Origin of the sequence: Acaryochloris marina MBIC11017 (assembly GCF_000018105.1) — a bacterium.
Lineage (GTDB): Bacteria > Cyanobacteriota > Cyanobacteriia > Thermosynechococcales > Thermosynechococcaceae > Acaryochloris > Acaryochloris marina.
The window spans coordinates 2,817,053-2,833,778 of sequence record NC_009925.1 but is presented as its reverse complement, the minus strand read 5'-3'; the positions used below and the strand labels follow the sequence as shown (position 1 = coordinate 2,833,778).

General features: G+C 45.6%; 17 protein-coding genes. 7 read left to right on the top strand and 10 right to left on the bottom strand.

Features of this window, described 5'->3' with window-relative positions:
• The first annotated feature begins 152 nt into the window (after window positions 1-152).
• The 4 genes from msrA to AM1_RS12675 all read left to right on the top strand — a co-directional run bounded on the left by msrA (window position 153) and on the right by AM1_RS12675 (window position 3,926).
• Window positions 153-809 (top strand): peptide-methionine (S)-S-oxide reductase MsrA, encoded by a 657-nt coding sequence (gene msrA / locus AM1_RS12690; protein ID WP_012163248.1) that lies wholly within the window; start codon window positions 153-155, stop codon window positions 807-809.
• A 260-nt stretch (window positions 810-1,069) separates the two neighbouring features.
• The gene (gene hemJ, locus AM1_RS12685) at window positions 1,070-1,639 is read left to right on the top strand and encodes a protoporphyrinogen oxidase HemJ (RefSeq protein ID WP_012163247.1); all 570 of its coding nucleotides are present in this window, start codon (window positions 1,070-1,072) and stop codon (window positions 1,637-1,639) included.
• Between the two features lie 10 nt (window positions 1,640-1,649).
• Window positions 1,650-3,062 carry a sensor histidine kinase gene (locus tag AM1_RS12680; RefSeq protein WP_012163246.1) on the top strand — a complete coding sequence of 471 codons (1,413 nt, stop codon included), beginning with the start codon at window positions 1,650-1,652 and terminating at the stop codon, window positions 3,060-3,062.
• A gap of 30 nt (window positions 3,063-3,092) precedes the next feature.
• Window positions 3,093-3,926, top strand: a complete 834-nt coding sequence (locus AM1_RS12675; protein ID WP_010471733.1) for a prohibitin family protein — start codon at window positions 3,093-3,095, stop codon at window positions 3,924-3,926.
• Window positions 3,927-3,999: 73 nt separating this feature from the next.
• Here the strand turns inward: AM1_RS12675 and AM1_RS12670 are convergent, their stop codons facing one another.
• The 6 genes from AM1_RS12670 to AM1_RS12645 all read right to left on the bottom strand — a co-directional run bounded on the left by AM1_RS12670 (window position 4,000) and on the right by AM1_RS12645 (window position 10,006).
• A complete protein-coding gene (locus AM1_RS12670) occupies window positions 4,000-4,488 on the bottom strand; it encodes a CYTH domain-containing protein (RefSeq protein ID WP_012163245.1) in 489 nt (162 codons plus the stop codon).
• 17 nt (window positions 4,489-4,505) lie between these two features.
• Window positions 4,506-4,886 (bottom strand): response regulator transcription factor, encoded by a 381-nt coding sequence (locus AM1_RS12665; RefSeq protein ID WP_012163244.1) that lies wholly within the window; start codon window positions 4,884-4,886, stop codon window positions 4,506-4,508.
• Window positions 4,887-5,368: 482 nt separating this feature from the next.
• Entirely contained in the window at window positions 5,369-7,498 is a 2,130-nt protein-coding gene (locus AM1_RS12660; RefSeq protein WP_012163243.1) for a glycosyltransferase, read from the bottom strand.
• Between the two features lie 472 nt (window positions 7,499-7,970).
• Window positions 7,971-8,252, bottom strand: a complete 282-nt coding sequence (locus AM1_RS12655) for a hypothetical protein (RefSeq protein ID WP_041659792.1) — start codon at window positions 8,250-8,252, stop codon at window positions 7,971-7,973.
• A 42-nt stretch (window positions 8,253-8,294) separates the two neighbouring features.
• Window positions 8,295-8,828: a hypothetical protein gene (locus AM1_RS12650; protein WP_012163240.1), complete on the bottom strand. Its 534-nt coding sequence runs from the start codon at window positions 8,826-8,828 to the stop codon at window positions 8,295-8,297.
• A gap of 212 nt (window positions 8,829-9,040) precedes the next feature.
• Window positions 9,041-10,006 (bottom strand): serine/threonine protein kinase, encoded by a 966-nt coding sequence (locus AM1_RS12645; RefSeq protein ID WP_012163239.1) that lies wholly within the window; start codon window positions 10,004-10,006, stop codon window positions 9,041-9,043.
• A gap of 222 nt (window positions 10,007-10,228) precedes the next feature.
• On the opposite strand from AM1_RS12645, the gene AM1_RS12640 reads away from it, so the two are divergent.
• The gene (locus AM1_RS12640; RefSeq protein WP_012163238.1) at window positions 10,229-11,581 is read left to right on the top strand and encodes a GH1 family beta-glucosidase; all 1,353 of its coding nucleotides are present in this window, start codon (window positions 10,229-10,231) and stop codon (window positions 11,579-11,581) included.
• Here AM1_RS12640 and AM1_RS12635 read toward each other — a convergent pair.
• Window positions 11,578-12,480, bottom strand: coding sequence for an alpha/beta fold hydrolase (locus AM1_RS12635; protein WP_012163237.1), 903 nt, complete (start codon window positions 12,478-12,480; stop codon window positions 11,578-11,580). The two genes, AM1_RS12640 and AM1_RS12635, sit on opposite strands and share 4 nt — an antisense overlap.
• 207 nt (window positions 12,481-12,687) lie before the next feature.
• Entirely contained in the window at window positions 12,688-13,188 is a 501-nt protein-coding gene (locus AM1_RS12630) for a signal peptidase II (protein ID WP_041659791.1), read from the bottom strand.
• Window positions 13,189-13,617: 429 nt separating this feature from the next.
• Between AM1_RS12630 and AM1_RS12625 the strand changes: the two genes are divergently transcribed.
• On the top strand, window positions 13,618-14,040 hold the full coding sequence (locus AM1_RS12625; RefSeq protein ID WP_202947656.1) for a DUF805 domain-containing protein: 423 nt from the start codon (window positions 13,618-13,620) through the stop codon (window positions 14,038-14,040).
• Between the two features lie 3 nt (window positions 14,041-14,043).
• Here AM1_RS12625 and AM1_RS12620 read toward each other — a convergent pair whose 3' ends face one another.
• Window positions 14,044-14,670 carry a TetR/AcrR family transcriptional regulator gene (locus AM1_RS12620; protein ID WP_012163234.1) on the bottom strand — a complete coding sequence of 209 codons (627 nt, stop codon included), beginning with the start codon at window positions 14,668-14,670 and terminating at the stop codon, window positions 14,044-14,046.
• Between the two features lie 111 nt (window positions 14,671-14,781).
• On the opposite strand from AM1_RS12620, the gene AM1_RS12615 reads away from it, so the two are divergent.
• On the top strand, window positions 14,782-15,855 hold the full coding sequence (locus AM1_RS12615) for a hypothetical protein (RefSeq protein ID WP_041659788.1): 1,074 nt from the start codon (window positions 14,782-14,784) through the stop codon (window positions 15,853-15,855).
• Here the strand turns inward: AM1_RS12615 and AM1_RS12610 are convergent.
• A complete protein-coding gene (locus AM1_RS12610; protein ID WP_041659785.1) occupies window positions 15,794-16,261 on the bottom strand; it encodes a type IV pilin-like G/H family protein in 468 nt (155 codons plus the stop codon). The two genes, AM1_RS12615 and AM1_RS12610, sit on opposite strands and share 62 nt — an antisense overlap.
• Window positions 16,262-16,726 lie beyond the last annotated feature (465 nt).

Genomic DNA, 16,726 nt, shown 5'->3' with positions numbered 1-16,726 from the left:
ATGCAATAGCGATAGATTCGCCTTCTAATCTTTCACGCTTGTGGCTACTGGAGATGTTGATCTATGACATGTCAAGGGAAACGTGCCCATCCATGAATTCGTTACCCTGAAGATAGTATCTCTCTGTTCTTCATCAATTAATTTTTGGTACTATGGCTCTTTTTGGATTATTTGGGAAAAAGCTCACGTTACCTACTGCGGAGGAGGCATTAGCAGGTCGAACAACGCCAATGCCTGTTCCTGAAAAGCACTTTGTCAACGGTCATGCTCTCAAACCTCCATTTCCTGAAGGAATGGAACAAGCCATGTTCGGTTTGGGGTGTTTTTGGGGAGCTGAGCGACGCTTTTGGCAACAAGAAGGGGTGTATGTGACTGCTGTGGGCTATGCCAGTGGTATAACGCCTAACCCAACGTATCAAGAAGTCTGTTCAGGTATGACCGGGCATAACGAAGTGGTGATGGTCATTTTTGACCCCTCAAAAATTAGCTATGAAAGCTTGCTGCAAGTTTTTTGGGAAAGCCATAATCCAACCCAAGGGATGCAGCAAGGGAATGATGTGGGCACGCAATATCGCTCTGGGGTTTACACCTACTCTGATCAGCAAAAAGCGCTAGCGTTGTCTTCCAAGAAGATTTATCAGGATGCCTTACAAAAAGCTGGCCTCAGCGAAATTACGACTGAAGTGTTGGATGCTCCTGAATTCTACTATGCGGAAGATTATCACCAGCAATACTTGGCAAAAAACCCGGGTGGCTATTGTGGATTAGGAGGGACTAGCGTGACATGCCCTCCGTTAGTAGAAGCATAAATCTTCAGTGCAATTTCTCTATCAGACCATCACTTCAAATAGTAGAAGTTAATCACGAGAGATTGCACTGAAGATTTTGCTATTCAGGGTAGATCGACGTTGCTGTGAACAGTTAGTTCTTGATGACTGTCTCAACTCTATGAGAATCTGCGTTTGACCCCCAATCTTTAAGGAAGATAACGCAACGCCTCGTCGCGCTCTTGCTATGGCAAGGGTTAGTTTAGGATGGATTTTAGGTTCTTTGAAGTGTTGGCAGGTTTATGGCTTACTTTTGGTTCAAAGCATTTCACATTATTGGCGTTGTTGTTTGGTTCGCAGGACTTTTTTATTTAGTCCGCTTATTTATCTATCACGTAGAAGCCAACGAGGAACCGGAGCCCGCACCTGCTATTCTCAAGCAGCAGTATACGCTGATGGAAAAGCGTCTTTATAGCATCATTACTAGTCCTGGCATGATGGTGACGGTGACGATGGCGATTGGTATGCTTGTAACCCAACCAGATTTGTTGAAGCAAGGATGGCTGCAGGTTAAATTAGCGTTTGTCGCCTTGCTGCTGGTGTACCACTTCTACTGTCGTCGGTTGATGAAAAAACTAGAAGAAGGAACTTGTGGTTGGTCGGGGCAGCAATTGAGGGCGTTAAATGAAGCGCCAACATTGATGCTAGTCGCCATTGTGCTGTTGGCGGTCTTCAAAAATAGTCTGCCAACGGATACAACAGTATGGGTGATTTTTGCCATGGTGATTGCGATGGTGGTGACAATTCAGCTTTATGCCAAGAAGCGGAAGCGAGATAAGGAAAGGCTGGCTTTAGAAACGGCATCAGAATAGTCTTGACGGCATGTTCCAAACAACTCGACGGCGATTAGCACTCTGGTATACAGGGGTCACTGCGATTTTGCTGCTGGTTTTTGCTAGCGGCTTTTATCTGTATGTACGGGGAACTTTGATTGAGCGGGTCGATGATACGTTGAGCCATGTGGTGGAGGTGGTACAGCGTTCGCTAGTCGTCGAAGCGAGTAATGCTGATCTTTCCCCTCTAGACTCTCCGTTTATTGTCAATTTAGAAGCGAGCTTTGGTGATCCACCGGATGCGGTGGATGATGACCGAATTGACTTGGAATGGTTTAGTGCGGAGGGTGATTTGCTATGGTCAACTCTATCTGAAGTATTAGAGGTTCCCATTCGTTTGGGCTACCGTGGCGAAACGGTTGAAATCGCAGACGATTACTTGTTGCGGCAGCTCACTCAGCGGGTCATGTTGAATGGTAATGTGCTGGGCTATCTGCGGGTGAGCCATCCCTGGTTTGAGGTGACAAAACCTGCTCGTCAATTGTTTATTGACCTGAGCTTAGGGACGAGTTTGTTAGTCGGGTTAGTGGCGATGACAGGTTGGTTCCTCTCAGGGTTAGCGATTGAACCCATTCAAGACTCTTACCAGCATCTGAAGCAGTTTACGGCGGATGCCTCCCATGAGTTGCGAAATCCGATCGCACTGATCCAAACAAATGTGCAAGTAGCGTTAGCGGATCCCGAACTGGAGATGCCTGAGCAACGGCAGCAGCTGGAAGTGATTGAGCGGCTGACTCAGCGTCTGGGACGCTTGGTGGATGACTTATTGTTTTTAGCCCGCCAAGACAGTGGCATGCTCGAGATTGACTATCAACCTTGTCCGTTGGATGCTGTGTTGATGGAAGTGGTGGAAGACCAAAGAGCCTTAGCAACGAGTAAGGGGGTTCATCTACATTTGCATTTAGAAGAGACAGGGGCAGAAACGGTCCCTAGTGAAGAGCCCTTTTCGGTGATTGGAGATTACGATCAGCTGGTCCGGTTGTTTACCAATTTGGTGAGTAATGGCATTCAATACACCCCTGCAGAGGGCAGAGTTAGGGTGACGCTCAAACAGTCTCTTCGACAAGGCATACCTTACCTAAAAGCGATGGTTGAAGATGAGGGGCTAGGCATCCCGGCGGAGGCAATTCCCCATGTGTTTGATCGGTTTTACCGAGCGGATCCGGCTCGACAGCGGTCGTTAATACCGGCGACTCAGCAACCTGTTTCTTCTGGCAAAGTGATGGGGACGGGATTGGGGCTTGCGATCGCACAAGCGATTTGCCACAATCACCAAGGCCAAATGAGTGTTAGCAGTAGATTGCAGCAGGGGACTCTCTTCACAGTGACCCTACCCCAGCAGCTCTCCAGAAAGATTGACGTTAAATCCGCGCCCTCGGAAGAGATAAATCAGCTACCCTGAGAAAGGCAAGATTACCAAAAAGGCTTAAGCATGAAGGATTGGAATCCAGCAAATCTCGGAATTATCATTGCGTTGTTGGTTCTGTTGGGCCTCAGTTCTGTTGTGATTATCAATCCCGGTCAAGCTGGCGTGCTCAGTATTTTGGGAAAAGCACGGGATGGAGCGCTCTTGGAAGGGATCCATGTCAAAGCTCCCTTTATTTCCAGAGTCGATGTTTATGATTTAACGGTTCAAAAATTTGAAGTTCCCGCCCAGAGTTCGACTAAAGATCTTCAAGACCTTACCGCCCGGTTTGCCATTAACTTCCGACTCGATGCAACGGAAGTGGTAGAAGTCAGACGGAAGCAAGGGTCTCTTCAAAATATTGTTTCCAAAATTATTGCGCCCCAGACTCAGGAGTCTTTTAAGATTGCTGCCTCTCGCCGCACCGTCGAAGAAGCGATTACCCAACGGGAAGTTCTGAAATCTGATTTTGATGACGCTTTGAGTAAGCGACTGGAAAAATACGGCATTATCGTGCTGGATACTAGCGTTGTGGATCTAGACTTTTCCCCAGAATTTGCTCAGGCCGTTGAAGAGAAACAAATTGCTGAGCAACGCGCACAGCGAGCGGTTTATGTGGCCCGGGAGGCTGAGCAAGAAGCCCTGGCTGAAGTGAACCGTGCTAAGGGTAAGGCCGAAGCCCAACGACTATTAGCTGAAACCTTGAAAGATCAAGGGGGCAAGTTGGTGCTAGAAAAAGAAGCGATTGAAGCCTGGAGACAGGGCGGATCTCAAATGCCTCGTGTTTTGATTAGTGGCAGTGGCAAAGATGGCGGGCAGATGCCATTTCTCTTGAACCTCAATGGGGATAGTAAGGGATAAAACCCGGCCTGAACAGCAATCAGCCCTCATGCCTTAGACATGAGGGCTGATATCATAAATAATGCCAGTTGCCTTATTCTGGATGAGGGCTTGACCCGTTAGGCCAAGTTGAATAGGGATGGGCAGCTAGGTATGAATTGAAATATCGCGGATCATCCGATACTTCTAGGCCGATCCAACTGGGTAAGCTCACAAACTGTTCAGGAGAGGTTAGCTCTACTTCAGCCAAGACTAACCCTTGATTAGTGCCAGCAAACTCATCAACCTCCCAAATGAGGTTTTCTATCGGAATCTTGTAGCGGGTTTTTTCAACAACTCTTGGCTGGCAGAGATCCATCATGGCTTCAGCATCAGCCACTGGGATCTCATATTCAAACTCTTGTCTCGTTAGGTTTTTGACTCTTCCTTTAACGGTGAGAAAACCGGTGTCTCCAGCAATACGAACCCTGACGGTGGCCTGATCACTTCCGGCTAAATATCCTTGAACAAGAGGGATACTCTGTCCCATGGATCGCCATGCTTCTCCTGTAACGAGAAACTTACGCTCGATCTCAATGCCCATAGTGGCTAATCCAACCCCTAGGACTCGGCCCGGGTTTTGAGCAGCTTACGAATCAAATCGAGCATTTCTGAGGGGTTAAAGGGTTTGGTGATGTAAGCATCTCCCCCTTGCTTCATCCCCCAATGTCGATCAAATGCTTCACCTTTGGTAGAGCACATAATGACGGGTAAGTTTCGGTCTGTCAGGTCATTTTTGACCCAGCGGCACAATTCATAGCCGTTCATGCGAGGCATCACGATATCTGTGATTACCAAGTCTGGATAGCTACTGTCTTGCAGCATCGTTTTAGCTGCTAGACCATCTTCAGCTTCAATGACCTCTAAACCATTGCGCTGTAACATATCCGTTAGCATGGCACGCATGGTGGGGCTGTCATCAACTACCATTACTGTTGTCATGTCTCTCTTCCCTTTTACCTCCATGAGACCCACAGCTCTTCATTCAAGGATTCCCTGTTAAGACGCTCTAGCTAACTTTGAATACTCCGTATTTTTACGAGAATTTCGCTTTAAATCAACAAGGTGCCATTATCTTGGGCTCTGAGTTGAGCGGGCCAAAACTAAAATGGGTACCAGGAAATTGATCAAGAGTATCTTTACCTTGATTGGACTAGATCTATAGACAACGTGAGTTATTCAAATAGTCTAAATCTACCTTTTTTAGGTGCAATCTTTATCTTAAACGAAGTAAGAACAAGACTCCTGCTTACCTAGGCACAAGCATAATTCATGATGTGTCTCAAGCAAATCAGGGGAAACACTTAGATCGTAATTGATCCGTCCGATCTCAATAGTACACAGGTGTCGCTCCAGAATGACGGTTTAGGTGTATTTAATTTTATGGGTCAGGACTGTTGAATCGTTAACTGTAGTGATGACTTTTAGCGTGGCTTGACTTTACAGGATTGCTTAAGATTGCGAAAAGGATAAAGGCCATATAAGCCAGATGCGATCGCACGGATCGTATCCCACTCAGTCGGAAGTCGAGGTAGTTTCCAGTTCTGGGGACTGCAATAGGTAAAGTTAACAATTTTCCAGAGGGTGACTGCATCGACCTCTTTAAACATGCAGCCGTATACCATGCCGTTTTTTTGTTGGTTACGGATCTCAGCCATCATGCGTAGGCTCGTCCGGGGAACGGCTAATTCAACTGTTTCAAAAAGGTTTAGGGCAGTCGGGTGGTTGGTCTTAAAGCGACAGCCTGCTTCCGAAATATCTATAAATTGCCCCATCATGCTCTGTCCGGTTGGAGGGGTGACCTGGCAAACTTCATCCGAAAAGACGCGAGGATGTCCCCGATCATGATCGGCACTGACGCCAGCAATTAGCGCTGTTGCCAAAAAGATTAGATTCACTTGGGCCCAAATAAGATTGATAATGTACAGGTCATCGCCTGTGTGGTGGAATAAGCCAGTTATCATTGCTAAGAGCGTTAGTCCGAAGAGGACAAAAAGATGTGCCAAGCTATGAAAATTGAACCTGATGCCAAAACCATCTAATTGTTTATTGGTGACGTGGAAGGGATCAGAGATTTGAGAATATAAAAATATTTTCAATATCACTTTGAAAATATGAAACCCTTGTAATAGGTTATAGATAATCAATAACAAGACGCTGCCTCGCATCCAGCTCATCACAATAATAGACAGGGAATAGTTATAGAAGGTGTAGGTACTGGCTTCCCCTAAGGTGATGTCAATGCTTTTGAACCCAAAGAACAGGTAGAACAGGGGAGCCAAAAAGCTTAAAGTCTTCAGCATCTCTTCTAGCCAATATAATGTGCCAGAGGCATAGGTAAACCGCTGCATAAAGGTGAGACCAGGCAACCTCAGCGGATTATGTTGGCTAATCACCATCCTTAACGTGCCTTCAGCCCAACGCATCCGTTGTTTGAGATATTCATTAATATTGTTGGCGGCACACCCGACACTCAGTAGTTCGTTTAAATAGACGGTTTTATAGCCCTGAGCCTGCATTAAAATGCCTGTTGCATAGTCCTCAACAATGGTATCCAGAGGAATACCGCCAATGGCATCTAAATGTTGACGTCGATACAGCACGGAACTACCTGAACAAACCACGGCGTTGACAGAATCACGTGCAGGCTGAATCACTTGGTAAAAATCAGTTTGTTCATCCGTAATAAACTGCCCGCCTAGATTCTTTTGAGGCGGGTCTGGATTGTAGAACTTTTGGGGGGTGACGACCATAGACAAATTATCGTCTGCTTTGAAAAATCCAATGGTTCGTTCTAAAAAGTGATTGAGGGGGACAAAGTCAGCATCAAAAACAACCACAATGTCACTATTGACATGCTGTAACGCATGATTGAGGTTGCCTGCCTTAGCATGGTCGTTAATCGGCCGAGTGAGATAATTGCAATCCCATTTTTGAGCGAGGGCTTGGATATCGGGCCGCTGGCCATCATCCAATAACCAAATGTGCTTCTGTTGTTTAGGATATTTCAGAGATTTACAACCAATCAGCGTGCGCTCCAACATTTTGGAAGATTCGTTATAAGTGGGGATTAAAATATCGACGCTGGGCTTAAAGGTTTTTTGCACCCACTGACTATATTGATCGGCTTCACTACTGCGGTTGGGTGACCGTAAGATTAAAGTATTATTCGTCCAGCTATTCAGAATGCTGAGTAGCTCATAAGCAAAGAGGCCAATGCACAAAACAGCTTCTGGCCCCTTCAAAACAAGAGTATGAGTTGCTCGCCATAGAAGGTACCTGGCTTGCACAAAAAACAAGACAAAAACTAAGAGCCCTTGAATCCATTTAGGTGGACGTTGGGGTAGAAAAATTCTTAAGGCCCCTAAAATCAACAGTGAAGAACAGATCGGTAAAGCGGGTAAAACGGTGCGAGATAGGGATCCAATCTTGGGGACAATTTGCGTGAAATCGTAGGCAATGAACCCTAACGTAAGGAATACTAGAAAATATTTACTACAAATAACTCTATAGTCAGTTGGTCGCGATCGTAGGTAGTTGGCTACGGCTCGCATTCACTAGCTCCCTAGTCCCTTAATAGAGAGATATTGCATGGGGTACAGTCATAATTGCCGGATGTTGTTAATGAATCATTGTCAGCGTTAGTGTAGAAAATAATCGCAATTTTAGACAATAATTCGGTTGTTTGACTATAATTCCCCAAAAATAATCATAATAGACAGCTTGGTGTCTTATATCTTGCTTATATTTTTTCCTGTAAAATCTAAAGCGAATATATAGCCCATATCAGTAGAGCTGTGAGCTGCTAATAGGAGTGTGGTTGAATTGGCTAGGAAGAAGGGTGATTTGGGTGTTGTGTGAACCTTGGATCAGAATTAACCGATCCAACTTGCAGCAAGCGGTTGATGGCTGGGGGCTAGTGCAGTTTATGGAGAGGGCTGGAGTCTAAGGCTGTACTTTTTCGTTATGGTGGCTCATACAGGGCAGAGATGACTGTTGAGCAAGAATTTCAACCCAATCAATCTTCTAGCTCAATAGCAACTGGAGCCATCTCAGTATCATGGCACCGATGATGCTACCCAAAACAAATACAGTGAAAGGGAGGACGGCCCCTTTCTTCTGGTATAGGTTCGTCAATGTTGCGTCTATGGCAATGTAGAGGACCCAACCAACTGGAGTCAGCATCAGGATTAGCCACCCAGGTAAGGTCCAGATACCACCCATGGTCGGCAAGGCAACCGCTCCGAACACTATTGCTAGACTGAATAAAAAGAGGAATTCATACCAATCGGTGGGCTTTTTTGTCACAGCTATCTCGATGTGTAGAGTCCATTTGTAGTCATTGAAGTGCTAGAGATCCTCAGCCGAAGCTTCAGCATATTTAAGGATCATTTCAATCGTGTTGAGTTCGTGCTCAATGCAAGTCATCTCGGCGTTGAAATCCTGGTCTTGGTTGAGGTTGTCACCAAAGATGTCATGGCCAGGACGGTAGTCGGTCTGGGCACAGCGGTGATCGAAATACAGTTCTTCGACAATGGCTAATCCGGCTTGCCAGCGGTGTAAATCAATCACTCTAATTTGCCGAATCCAAGCTTGCTTAACATAGATGGGCAGAAAGCGAGACAGCTGAATATAGGAGACTAGACGGTGGCAAGAAAGGGCGATCAGCTCTCCTAAAGAAGGCATATCGGCAGGGGTGCTTAAGGTTTGGAAGAGTGAAGAACGAACATCCGGTGCAACTTTGGCCTGATTGCGGTTGGGGGAGGCTGCTGGCACTGGTTGGGCTGAGTTCACCCATGTTGATCTCAGGGCTTCGCCGCTTTGTTGGAGTTGCCAAGCGATTTTAGAGGCGTGAGTGTTTTTGTTTAGGAAATTGCTAACCATTTCATTTTCTCTCAGTCATCAATACCCTCATTTGGGAAGTGAACCCTAGTCGCAAACCCTTGGCTCTTCCTCTTGGGGGATATGTTTAGAATCCCAGATATACAAAAGGTCAGCGATGAGAATCATCACTGACCACGACTGAGAGCTATCACGCTGTTAACGTGATGGGTATCACCCAAAGCAAACTTAAGATGTTCGGAGGAGAGACTTGACTATCCCGAATAGGAATTAAGGGGTGGCTCAGAGGGATTTAGACTCAGGAGGCATGAATCTAAATAGGCTCCCATTTGCTCCACTAGCGTGGAGTGAACCGAGAGGGATTGTTGGACGAATTGCCCGGGTGCTGCCAAAGCCTGCATCATTTGCCGAGCGGTTAGGAAGCGCTCTCCTGGGAATCGAGCAATGGCTTTGTTCAAAATGGCAGCAAAGGCTGAATCTGGGTCTAAGGTCTGGGTATTCCAATCACAGGACCCGGTGTTGAGGTTAAACAGATCGTAAGGATCTTGCCCGGTCAACAAATAAATGCCGATCAGACCCAAACTGTAAAGGTTGCTGGAGTAGTAGTGCTGATCGAGGATGACCTGCTCATGGGGTAAGAAGCCAGATGTGGATATCCAAGGGGTGGGCCGAATGTTGTTGTCCAGAAATGTGTTGGCAATGACCTGATTTAACATGCCGCCATACTGAAGGACAGGCTTATTGTCGTCTTGTCGCAACATAATATTGTTGGGTTCCAAGGTACAGTGGACGATTTGATTTTGGTGTAGATAATCGACCAAAGACAGAAGCTTGGTCATGATCTGTTGAACAGTCGCTTCGTCTAATGCGCCTTGTTCTTGCACGGTTTGGGTGAGAGTGAGGCCTGGTACCCATTCTTCCATGAGATAGACTTGGCCAGTGCTATCGGCAAAACTGGATAACCAAGGAATTTGGTCATGGATGCCGCCTAGCTTTTGCCAGATTTCGATTTCTGCTTGAATGCGATCGCAAAGCTGTTTTTGAATGTCTGCATCGGCGGTCAGGGGCTTGACCTGGCGAATAACGCATTGCCGACGAGAAGGAAGCTGTGTATCCTCAGCCAACCAGGCAATGCTCCAGGGTCCGTCCTCAAGGATGCGAACAATCTGATAGCGATTATTGAGTAAAGTTGGTGTTGGTGCGATACAAGTGCTAACCATCTTGGGTATTCCCCAGAACATCTATGTCTAGACAATGCCAGTTCCATTGGGGTTACTCAGTGACACATCTCACAGAAATCACCTGAAGCTAATCACAAAGATGCCTCTAATGCTTTCAGGGTAAAGGATTTTACGGGATCGCTCTGGCCGTGGGGCTGCAACATACCGCAAACAAGAGTGGTCTATGCTGAATCTGGTCCGTTGCAATAGGAAGCGATAAAGATGCCATTTCCTGATCGGTTTGTCTGGGGGGCTGCGGCTGCAAGTTATCAAATTGAGGGAGGCGCTGAGGCCGATGGCAAGGGCCTCTCGGTGTGGGATGTGATGTGTCGCCAACCCCATAAAGTGGCTGGGGGACATACGGGAGAGGTTGCCTGTGATCATTACCATCGATGTGCAGAAGATATTCAGCTAATGGCAGATATTGGCCTGCAGGCCTATCGACTGTCTTTGCCATGGCCGCGCATTTTGCCGGATGGGATTGGGCAGGTGAATGAGAAGGGATTGGAGTATTGCGATCGCATCATTGATACACTCCTCGAACACCATATCGAACCCTGGGTAACGCTGTTTCATTGGGACTATCCCCAAGCCTTATTTGAACAGGGTGGCTGGCTGAATCGGGACAGTGCGGATTGGTTTGCAGAATATACCCAAGTGGTGGTGGATCGGCTGTCGGACCGCGTTACCCACTGGATGCCCCATAATGAACCCCAATGTTTTATTGGCTTGGGTCACCAATCGGGAGACCATGCCCCTGGTCTAAAGCTGAGTTTTAGTGAAGTCCTGACCGCCATTCATCATTCCTTGCTGGCCCATGGTAAAGCCGTCCAAGTGATTCGCGCTCAGGCCAAACGTCCACCCCAAATTGGCACGGCGTTAGTAGGGATTGTCTCTATACCCGCCACCGATCATCCTGACGATATTGCGGCAGCCCGATCTAGTACCTTGGCCGTCAGCGGTAAGCACTGTTGGAACAATACTTGGTTCGCCGATCCGTTGATCCTGGGGCATTATCCCGAAGATGGCATGGCTCGGTTTCATCAGATTATGCCCAACATTCAACCCGGTGATCTGGAGACGATTTGCCAACCTCTAGATTTCTATGGTTTGAATATTTACCAAGGTCAGACGGTTCGAGCGGAGTCAGATGGCTGTGTAACCACTATCCCTCATCCACCCGGCGGACCCCGAACCACCATGGATTGGCCCGTCATTCCAGAGGCCCTCTATTGGGGACCTCGGTTTATCTATGAACGATATCAGCTGCCCATTGTGATTACAGAAAATGGCATGGCGAACTGTGACTGGGTTCATCGAGATGGCCAAGTCCATGATCCCCAGCGCATCGATTTCCTAACTCGATACCTGCAAGCCTATGGTCGAGCCATTGACGACGGCATTGAGGCCAAGGGCTATTTCCTCTGGTCAATTATAGATAACTTTGAGTGGGCCTTTGGTTATGACAAGCGATTTGGCATTATTTACGTGGACTATGAGACCCAACAGCGAACGCTCAAAGACTCTGCGTATTGGTACAAAGACGTGATTGTCAGTAACGGTCAGATCCTCTAAGCAGCCTGCAGATCTTTCAGCCAATTAATAATCATCGGATTGATGATTTCGGGACGCTCGTCATGGGGACAATGCCCGGTTTTGGCAATAATTTCAAAGGTGACTTTAGGCTCGGCATTGGGATCAGCACTCAAATCCCGATAGACCTTTGCTGTACGTAAGGCAGCCCAAGGATCATCTTCACCCCACAGCAAAAGGAGAGGTTGCTTAATTCGAGGCAGTAACTCGGTCGGGCGAGGTCCGGGAGGCCCGGTCAAAACAGAAAGAAAGACATGGCAGGCTTCTTCCCGGCAGGATGGATTATGCAGCATCTCTACCAATTCATCCGTAATCGCTTCTTTGTTGCCATAGATCTGGAACAGGGAGTTGCGAATCGCTCGCTTGCCTCGGACTTGATTAAAGAAAAATGGCCCGAACAGTTTGGAGCGCATCATCATCCGCATCGGCCCCATCACAACTCGTAGGGGCAGGATCGCCTCTTCTCGCCGAATGTTCATACTGCCAGCAGAGTTGAGCAAAACGCCACTGGTGCCTATGTGGGGATGGTCGGCCAACATCATCAAAACCAGCAATCCGCCAATGGAGTTCCCTACCCAGACGGCGGGCTTTTGGATAAATTCTTCCCAAAAGTCTTTGAACAGGTCTTGCCAGACTTCTAGGGAGTAATCGATGGCGGGCATATCAGAGTCGCCAAACCCTAGTAGATCTAAGCTCCAGACCTGATATCCGGCTTCGGCTAGCTCTGGAATATTTTTGCGCCAGTGACCAATACAAGCACCAAAGCCATGAATCAAGACCATCGGCTGTCCAGTGCCTTTGACGGTGTATTTGATCTGATGACCTCGCCAAATCCAAGTTTTGATTTCAATCGGTGGGTGGGTGGGTACCTGAGTGGTCATGGTAAACGGAAGCTGCTGTCTTAACTTTCCTTCATAATAAGCCGTTCTTTACCAAAAGACATCTAGCTCCAGCTCCAATGGTGTAATCGAATTAAATCCGATCAGTTTCACTATGCTTGTAGGGAAATTTCTCCATAGAGTATGAGACTATTTTCACTGCTCCCTGAATGAGATTGAAGCTAACATGAATCTCAATGCAATCAATAATTATTTAGAAGTTTTTCCTCGGATTATTCTCCAGGCAATAGAAGATACTGACGTGACTAGGCCAGAGAAAATAAATAGATCTGATAATTTGAATATAGGAATGCTGGACAATTGAAAGTTAATATATACTGCTACTTCATCAAAATACACTAACTCACAAAAATTGCTGATTAATCCAGATAATATCAATCCAAATCCAATCTGAAACACTTTAGAAATATTTTTATTGAAATAAGAAAATGCAATATAAAATATTATTAAAGAAAGAATTAAAGCCACATAGAATAATCTAAAAAATAGATCTTCAAATGTCTTGAAATAGTTCATCCCAAATCGATCTTCTTGAGAAAAATTATATGCTAAGTGTAAAATACCAGTTACTATAGGCACAGTTTCGGAAGCATTGTTAGACAAGAGTGTGGTTTTCACTAACTCTTGAGAAAGTAAACAAAAACCTGTACATATAGCTGTAATAAGCCATGCCAGCAAATTATTAACCATCGCTAGAATTAATATTAAGAATATGCCAATAAATTTGTTACATGGATAAAAATATGTGTTGGTTTTTAATTTCTATCGATTCATGATTTTCTTTATTGTATTTTTTCATATGTGATTTACGTCTGTCATCTAATATCATAATTTTTATTTGTACAAATTCTAAATATATAACTATAGAATATTTAATTCAATGAAATAATATCTCTGGTCTTCTATGTATATCTTGAGACTGAAACTCATAGTTTATCTTTGATATTTATCAAAAAAGAGTTCTGGAATAGCCTTCAGTAATCCAATCAAAATTTAGTAGTTTAGATTTTGGTTAGATAAAAATCTGACTTATTATTCATTACTAGATTTACCTCTAAGAAGTTTTGTTTCAAGTTGATTTTGCTGTGGCCGAATAGATCACATTCGTTTGTATCTGTAATGAATCTGGAAACTGGTAGTTCAGATATGAAATGGTATTTCTATGTTCTAAGAAAATATTGGGACTACAGTGGTAGAGCAAGACGAAAAGAATTTTGGTACTTTGTTCTTTTTGTGATTTTATTTTCTTCTGTCCTAATTCGGATAGATGAGTATCTCGGAATCTCTGGAGATGAACTGGTTAAGTCAATGCTGGGGATTTCTGGGGTAACATTACGTCGATTTCCAGAATTTGGCTTATTAAATGGCTTACACAGTTTGGTGATGGTTATTCCATTTATTGCCGTGTCAATAAGACGCTTGCACGATACCGGGCGTAGTGGTTGGTGGCTATTTGTAAACTTTGTCCCAATGATAGGCGGTCTAGTCTTACTTTTCTGCTTGGCCGCTGAAAGCCAACCTGAAAAGAATCGATATGGTTAATTGTTATTGCTTGTCCCCGATTGAGGAGACTAGATAGGAGCACACCATATCCTCCAAGGCTTTAACCTGAGCCATAAAAAAATCAGGTTGAAAGTGAAACATACAATAATGGGTTGCCATGCCATCTAAGATGCTCACTAGCATGCGGGCAAAAATTGGGGCAGAGAGCTTTGACGAGATCTTCCCTTGAGCTTGACCGGCTTGAATCTGAGCAATAAAGAACTGATTGATGCCCTCCAGCCATTGTTTAAAATCTTCACTTAACCCAATCGATCGATCCAGATCCTTATTACCTAGAATTTCGAAGACTAAAGGAGTGACATAAGCAAATTCATCCAGATCCTGAAAACAGAGTTGAATCCCGGCCATGATGGCGTCTACAGGATCAGCATGGGCCTGCTCTAGTTGCGAAATTTCCTGATCGAATGCTTCGAGCATCAGGCCAAAAATGCTTTTGGGCAGTTCTTCCTTGGTGCGGAAATACTCATAAAGGGTACCTTTGCCCATCTCAGCTTTGCGGGCAATGTCGGCCATTTTGGTGGCGTGATACCCTTTTTCGGCGAAGACTGCGATCGCAGCAGCCAGAATCGCTTGGCGTTTAGCTTCTCGGTCAACAATTTTGGGACTCATGGCGTCATCATAGCGGTTCCTGCGTCTTTTACTGTAGAGCTTTCATCTTTCGACTTGACATTTGACCGACTGGTCGGTCAATATAAAGGTATCGTCACTAGGGTTTCCACTATGCCGACCATCGCTACGCCCGTCAGCCCTACTTCTAAGACCACTCCATTGTCCAATCCACCTTACTTTCGGGATATGGCTTGGAATGAACACCAGTCCGTCACACTGCTATCCAGTCTGAAAACCGTTGCCACGCTTCAGGGTCAACGGCCAATGCATCCTTTAGCTAAAGACATGATGCAGGCAATTCAAGATCATCTGCTCCAATGGCAAAGGTCGATTGAGGACCTACCTATTATTAGCCCAGAGGTAATGGGCCGTGAATTAATAGGTAGACATCAAGAACTGGCGCTGCAATTTCTAATTCTGATGCCCTACCTATCGATGCAGGTGGAAACGGCTGAAGTGGAGTTAGTGCAGCAGTTTGCTCAAGCTTGCCAACACCAACCCCACACATTAAAGAGCTTAAAGCAGGTCCATGCAGGACAGTTGCGAGGGTTGCTGTGGGATTACTCCGTGCGATCGCTCGTAAAACTTTTGCCCGGAGGATGGTGGCAAAAACTGGGATGTATGGTTGGTGCCATGCACCAATACATTGGTGATCCGAAGACAGCCCGGCAGTATCAAACTTTAGGGGAGTTACCCGAAGGCACGTTGGGGAAAGCACTGTATCAGTACTATCGCGATCTCAACTTTCCCTTACCTGGCGAAAAGAAAAGCTTTAGCGATATCTTGGTGCCTCATGATCTGATTCATGTGTTATCCGGTATTGATACTAGCCCCGTGGGTGAAATTGTGGTGGCGGGTTTTGAGGCGGGCATGAGTGGCAGTCAATTTGGGTTTGAGCTGTTGCTTGAAGTAGTGTTGGATTTCCACCTGGGTTTAGAATTCACAACCCTTGGCATTTTAGACCCGAGTCAAAACAATTTCATTCCTAGCTTAGTCATCCAAGCATTTGTACAAGGAACGGCTGTTCGTCAAGACTTATTTAGTCCCGATTGGTCTTTCTCAGAACTCCTTGAACAACCGATCCTGACCATCCGAGACTCTTACAATATTCAAACGCTAGATCTCAACAAGATGGTGGGACCGCAGGTGCTCCCCCTACCCCAGACTGTTCTAGCATCGAGCTAGTAGTGGTCGCAGAGGATCCCACAACAATCGTCGCAAATACACAGCCTGTGATCGCATCTAAATCATTGTTATTGGGGATGGCTTGAAATTCTCCCAGTGTAGAGTTTGTAATGCCAAATTGAAAGGTATATTGATCCGAGGCAAGGGGCAAATCAATTTCGAGATTGGCCATACTATTCGCAAACACTGGAAATTCTAACCGGTAGGTTTGCTGGGCTCGATTGACTGAGCCAATATAGCTTTTAGCAGCAGCTTGTCGTGCTTTCAGGGATTGCTGAAACATGGATGGCACAGCTACAGCAGACAGAATACCCACAATCACAACACTGACCAGTAGCTCTAAAAGGGTCAAGCCGTTCTCGGGGGATTGCCGGAGTCTGTAATAGCTAAGGATAAGCGAAAACATGGTGCTGGTAGAAAGGGATGATCAGACGCAACTCAAGGCGGGGCAACATAGTCCAAGAAATGGGTCATGCAACGCTTTGAGTAAAGAATAGTCGCATAAAAACTAAGCCCCATATAGTTTGCTAATCACAAACTTCATGGGGATAAAAAATGGCTGCTAGCAGCTACTGTCAACAACATGGATACACCATCAGTTGTTAACAATCTGGACAACGATACAACTATGTTGGCGGACGAGAAAAGAGATAACGCAAGCTTCAAACCCTCTAAATAACAGTGTTACTGTGCTCAACCTAACATTGAGATTAGGGCGAGCTGTCCGTAAATATACGGACAAGAACACAACAATTTGTGACCCATTTTTCTGTGGTCAAAGATCAGCTGAAAGAGATTAAAGATAAAGCTATTGAGAAGAACTATTCGCAAGTAAAAATGATGATGGGTAATATTAAATCGAATAGAAAGA

Excerpts from the sequence above, each read along its gene's own strand:
- AM1_RS12640 (WP_012163238.1), top strand. The coding sequence starts at position 10,229 with ATGCCATTTCCTGATCGGTTTGTCTGGGGGGCTGCGGCTGCAAGTTAT.
- AM1_RS12675 (WP_010471733.1), top strand. The coding sequence starts at position 3,093 with ATGAAGGATTGGAATCCAGCAAATCTCGGAATTATCATTGCGTTGTTG.
- AM1_RS12665 (WP_012163244.1), bottom strand. The coding sequence starts at position 4,886 with ATGACAACAGTAATGGTAGTTGATGACAGCCCCACCATGCGTGCCATG.
- AM1_RS12660 (WP_012163243.1), bottom strand. The coding sequence starts at position 7,498 with ATGCGAGCCGTAGCCAACTACCTACGATCGCGACCAACTGACTATAGA.
- AM1_RS12625 (WP_202947656.1), top strand. The coding sequence starts at position 13,618 with ATGAATCTGGAAACTGGTAGTTCAGATATGAAATGGTATTTCTATGTT.
- AM1_RS12650 (WP_012163240.1), bottom strand. The coding sequence starts at position 8,828 with ATGGTTAGCAATTTCCTAAACAAAAACACTCACGCCTCTAAAATCGCT.
- msrA (WP_012163248.1), top strand. The coding sequence starts at position 153 with ATGGCTCTTTTTGGATTATTTGGGAAAAAGCTCACGTTACCTACTGCG.
- AM1_RS12620 (WP_012163234.1), bottom strand. The coding sequence starts at position 14,670 with ATGAGTCCCAAAATTGTTGACCGAGAAGCTAAACGCCAAGCGATTCTG.
- AM1_RS12610 (WP_041659785.1), bottom strand. The coding sequence starts at position 16,261 with ATGTTTTCGCTTATCCTTAGCTATTACAGACTCCGGCAATCCCCCGAG.
- AM1_RS12680 (WP_012163246.1), top strand. The coding sequence starts at position 1,650 with ATGTTCCAAACAACTCGACGGCGATTAGCACTCTGGTATACAGGGGTC.
- AM1_RS12670 (WP_012163245.1), bottom strand. The coding sequence starts at position 4,488 with ATGGGCATTGAGATCGAGCGTAAGTTTCTCGTTACAGGAGAAGCATGG.
- hemJ (WP_012163247.1), top strand. The coding sequence starts at position 1,070 with ATGGCTTACTTTTGGTTCAAAGCATTTCACATTATTGGCGTTGTTGTT.
- AM1_RS12645 (WP_012163239.1), bottom strand. The coding sequence starts at position 10,006 with ATGGTTAGCACTTGTATCGCACCAACACCAACTTTACTCAATAATCGC.
- AM1_RS12630 (WP_041659791.1), bottom strand. The coding sequence starts at position 13,188 with ATGGTTAATAATTTGCTGGCATGGCTTATTACAGCTATATGTACAGGT.
- AM1_RS12635 (WP_012163237.1), bottom strand. The coding sequence starts at position 12,480 with ATGACCACTCAGGTACCCACCCACCCACCGATTGAAATCAAAACTTGG.
- AM1_RS12615 (WP_041659788.1), top strand. The coding sequence starts at position 14,782 with ATGCCGACCATCGCTACGCCCGTCAGCCCTACTTCTAAGACCACTCCA.